Genomic DNA, 4,259 nt, shown 5'->3' with positions numbered 1-4,259 from the left:
CACAAACTCCCACCGAGTTGTGAGGGCTGCCCGCGCCTTGCACACAAACATGGCGGCTATCACCCCTGGTTGATCACCTCTTCCCGCGTGGTCGGCAACCTATATAAGGGAGCCCGGTCCATGGCCTGGTTGCCTTCGTTTTTTCGTGGTGAACACCCGACAAGGATGGCATCAAGCAACCACTCCTCTGGCCTTTCCGTGCCTACGCTACCCTCTCCGCCGTGCGTGGTGACCCTCCCCGGACGATTTACGCTGGCCCAAGGTACTACCATGGCCCAAGGTTCTACGCCGGCCCAAGGCTCTACGATGGCCCAAGGCGTGTCCCAGCGCGGCTCCGGGGAGGCCACGCAAGCGCCAGACCAAGGCCCAAGGACCGTGCAGCCGGCCGACGGGGAAGGCCATCATCACATGACGACCAATGAAGGCTCTTCGCTGCCGCTCACACCCGACGTCATTGCAAGCATCGCTGCTGCCGTGTGCCAGCAGATTCAACAACGTCAAGCGCCCTCCGCTCCGTTTTTTCGAGCGACCGCTCCATCCGCGCCGCCCCCCCGCCGTCAGGTCGCAGCAGGCGCTGCATCCGACGATGAGGCCCCGACAGGCGGCGAGCCGTCCGACCACGACGAGGACGACGGCGGCGACGCGGATGGCGGTCCGGAGCGTTTTGGCGACGCCGCCGGGAGCGCCCCAGTCCTCCGTGGCATCCCGCTCCCGGCCGATTTCCCCAAGTGGGGAACGCTGCGCGGGCTCGGCCGCGACAACCAGCCCGAGCTCCGCATCCTGGGCCGCATCCACAAGTCGGCCGCCAACATCCAGCGCCTCTGCGACGCCGACTGCGACGAGGAAACCCTGCGCACCGAGGTCAGCAAGTACGCGCGCGCCATCGCCGAGTCCGCCAGCCGCCGCCGCACGGGGCTCTGGGTCCGCGCCAACATGGCCAGCGACGTCGCCCGCTTCTACGACGCCATCGAGGCCCAGCCCGAGATCGCCGCCGAGACGGCGCAGCGCGTCGACCTCGCCGTCCGCCTGGCCCAGGGCGAGCGCCAGCTGCAGCCGAGCGGGCGGGGCGGGCCGGGCCACTTCGGCGGACGCGGCCGCGGGGGCAGCTTCGGTCGCGGCTTTGCGTTCGGTCGCCGCGACTTCAACGGCCGCCGTGACGACCCCTTCCAGGGCTTTGCCCAGCGCCAGCAGGGCCGCTTCCCGCGTGCGCCGCGCCGCAGCCTCGGTCGCAGTGATGGCCCCGCCGGCAAGTCGACCGGCGGCGCCGACGCCCAGTGATGGCCTCCAGGGCCACACCAGCCAGCCCTCCGCCGCCGCCGCCGAGCACGGGCCGCCCGTCAAGGCCCGAGCATGCGTCCTTTTGGCTGCGCAACCTGCATGTCCCGGCGACGGTGAAGCGCTGGCTCTTGGAGGGCTTCCGCATCCCCTTCCTGCAGGAGCCCCCTCCCTCCGTCCTCCCCAACTACGTCCGCGCCGAGAACCACGACTTCGTCGACACGGAGCTCGCCCGCCTTCTCCAGACGGGCGCCATCGTGCGGGTCGAGCAGCGCCCGCACAACGTGTCTCCCCTGACGTGCGCCCCCAAGAAGAACGGCAAACTCAGATTGTGCATCGACATGCGCTTCGTCAACGAGTCCGTCCAAGCGCCGCCCTTCAAGCTCGAGGACCTGACGACACTGGCGCCGTTGCTGAACCCCAACGACCATCTGGCAACGGCGGACCTGTCCGAGGGCTACCACCATCTGCGCATCCACCCCGACCATTGGAAGCACCTGGGCCTCGAGTGGCGCGGCCACTTCTACGTCTACACTGTGCTGCCATTTGGCCTGTCGTGCGCGCCGTGGGCCTTCACCAAGTTCGTGCGGCCCCTCGTCGAGTACCTGCGCATGCGCGGCCTTCGCCTCGTATGCTACATCGACGACTTCATCATTGCAGCCGAGCCTCCCCTAGCCAGGAGCCATGTCCACATCTTCCGCGAGACCATGCGGGCGGCGGGCTTCGTGCTCAAGGACGAGAAGTGCCACTTCGAGCCGTCGACCTCGCAGACCTTCCTGGGCTACGACATCCAGACCGCGCCGGCCGTTCGGTTCTGCGTGCCTGCCGACAAGAGACGGGCCATCCGCCACGAGCTGAAGCGGCTGCTCTCCCGCGACGGACCCGTGCCAGTGCGCCGCCTTGCCCATGTCGCTGGCCTGTGCCTGTCGGTCTCGCGGGCCATTGCGCCGGCCAAGCTGCTCCTGCGCAACCTCTACCGCGACATTGCCAATGCGCCGTGCTGGAGCGCCGCTGTTGGCCTCAGCGATGCGGCTCGCGCGGACGTACGCTGGTGGATAGCAGCGCTCGACGGCTGGAACGGAGCCTGTCCCCTGCCGCGTCCGGCCGACTTGACCCTGTCGACGGATGCCTCCGACCTGGGCTGGGGCGCCGCCTGGGACGATCGCACAGCGTGCGGCTCGTGGACCGAGGCGATGGCCGCGCGGCCCATCAACGAGCGCGAGTCCATGGCCGTCCTCAACGCGCTGCGGATCTGGGGCGCGTCCTGGGCCGGCAAGACGGTGTGCGTCCAGTGCGACAACGCCACCACAGTGGCCCACCTCAACGGCTTCGGTCGCCTCAACGAGCGCCTCGACACGCTGGCCCGGGCGATCCACTCGCTGGCAGCCGAGCACGGCATTTCGCTGCGCGCCGTGCATGTGGCCGGCACCACCAACACCAGTGCGGACGCCCTGTCTCGCCAGGAGGACCGCTCCGACTGGCAGCTGCACCCGTCCCTGTTCCGATCGCTGGATCGGTTATGGGGCCCGCATACGATAGACAGGATGGCGTCCTTCCGGACGCGTCAGCTGCCGCGGTACGAGAGTCGGCACAACGATGTGGAGTCCCTGCGTGCCGACACCCTGTCAGCCCTGTGGTCCCCCAGCGAGAACAGCTACGTGTGCCCGCCCTTCTCCCTGATCCACCGCGTCCTGCGCCATGTCCAGCTGTCCCAGTGCGATGCGACGCTGATTGCCCCGCTGTGGCCGGGCCAGCCCTGGTGGCCCCTGCTGCGGCGCCTGGCCGTGGACTACCCGATCGTGCTGCCGTCCGAGGACCCGCGCGCCTACTTCCCGGCGTCGACCGGCCATGTCGAGCCGCTGAAGAACCGCTCGTGGCGCGTCTGTGCGTGGCGGATTTCTGGCGCGCGGCATCCTCCGATTGGAGCGACGGCACTCGAGCGCTACTTGCGTCGACTGTGAAGCGCTCCTCAGCCAAGTCCCTGAACAACCGCCTGCGCGCCCTCGCCCGCTTCTGCTGCACCAAGGCCGTGCCACTGGTGCCCATGCCTGTGGCTGCTTTGGCTGAGTACCTGGACACTGCAACGCGGTCCAGCTGCCGTCCGCGTGCTGCCCTCTCGTTGATCTGCACCGTGGTGAACCTCGTCCATGACGCTCTGGGACGCCCATCGCCGGCGCGCGATCATTTGCTGCAACGCCTTCGCAAGGGCATCCGACTCGCGCGCACCACCCAGCCCGTGCAGAAGGGCCTGCCCGTGCCTCCCAGCCTGCTGACGGACGTGCTGCGTCGGTGGGGCCCCAATGAGTCGCTGTCGCTGGAGCGCCTGCGCAGCAAGCTGTGCGCCCTGCTGGCTTTCCTGGCGCTGTTGCGCCCGTCCGACTTGATCCTGCCGACCATGGGCCAAGTGACGGTGCCCCCAGCGCACGATCGAGTCATCGTGTGTCTACTGGGATTCAAGAATGATTACACGGCCAAAGGCGCCAGCGTGACGGTGTGGCGCTGCTCGGACCCCTTGCTGGACCCAGTCAGCTGCTTCCTGTGCTGGAAGCGTCGCACCATGGACATGCGGGGCCCCGAAGTGGCGACGACACCCGTCATCGTTCAGCTGCGCCGCCCCTACCGTGGCATCTCTGCCGCAACAGCCTCGGGGATCCTGAACCAGTTCATTGCCGCCGCGGGAGGCGACCGCACTCTGCTGTCTGCACGCGGCTTCCGTCGCGGTGGCGCCAGCTGGGCCGTGGCCAAGGAGGTCATGACCGACAAGATCCTCCATTTGGGCCGCTGGGCGTCCGAGCGCGTCTTCCATCAGCACTACGCCCAGGTCGGGGTGGACAGCAACTTCACCGACTTGATGCTCTCGACTGGGCCAGATGGTCGTTCTCACGGCCCGCCATCGTCGGCAGCTGCTGCGCTTGCGCCGTGCACGGACCTGGTCTTGCGGACTCCTGCGCTTGCTGAGCCCGAGCCTGCCGCCCCGGTCGAGC

3 protein-coding genes are annotated in these 4,259 nt (G+C 68.4%); all 3 read left to right on the top strand.

The window, feature by feature from the left end:
* Window positions 1-408: 408 nt before the first annotated feature.
* Window positions 409-1,278, top strand: a complete 870-nt coding sequence (locus Q1K70_RS04240) for a hypothetical protein (protein WP_300156181.1) — start codon at window positions 409-411, stop codon at window positions 1,276-1,278.
* A 113-nt stretch (window positions 1,279-1,391) separates the two neighbouring features.
* Complete coding sequence (locus Q1K70_RS04235; RefSeq protein WP_300156179.1) at window positions 1,392-3,236, top strand: reverse transcriptase domain-containing protein; 1,845 nt, start codon at window positions 1,392-1,394, stop codon at window positions 3,234-3,236.
* On the top strand, window positions 3,233-4,259 hold a 1,027-nt coding region (locus tag Q1K70_RS04230; protein ID WP_300156177.1), incomplete at its 3' end, for a hypothetical protein. The genes Q1K70_RS04235 and Q1K70_RS04230, both read left to right, overlap by 4 nt.

This window comes from Solidesulfovibrio sp. (assembly GCF_029978005.1).
GTDB lineage: Bacteria > Desulfobacterota > Desulfovibrionia > Desulfovibrionales > Desulfovibrionaceae > Solidesulfovibrio.
This window is presented reverse-complemented; position numbering and strand designations above follow the sequence as displayed.

Excerpts from the sequence above, each read along its gene's own strand:
- Q1K70_RS04240 (WP_300156181.1), top strand. The coding sequence starts at position 409 with ATGACGACCAATGAAGGCTCTTCGCTGCCGCTCACACCCGACGTCATT.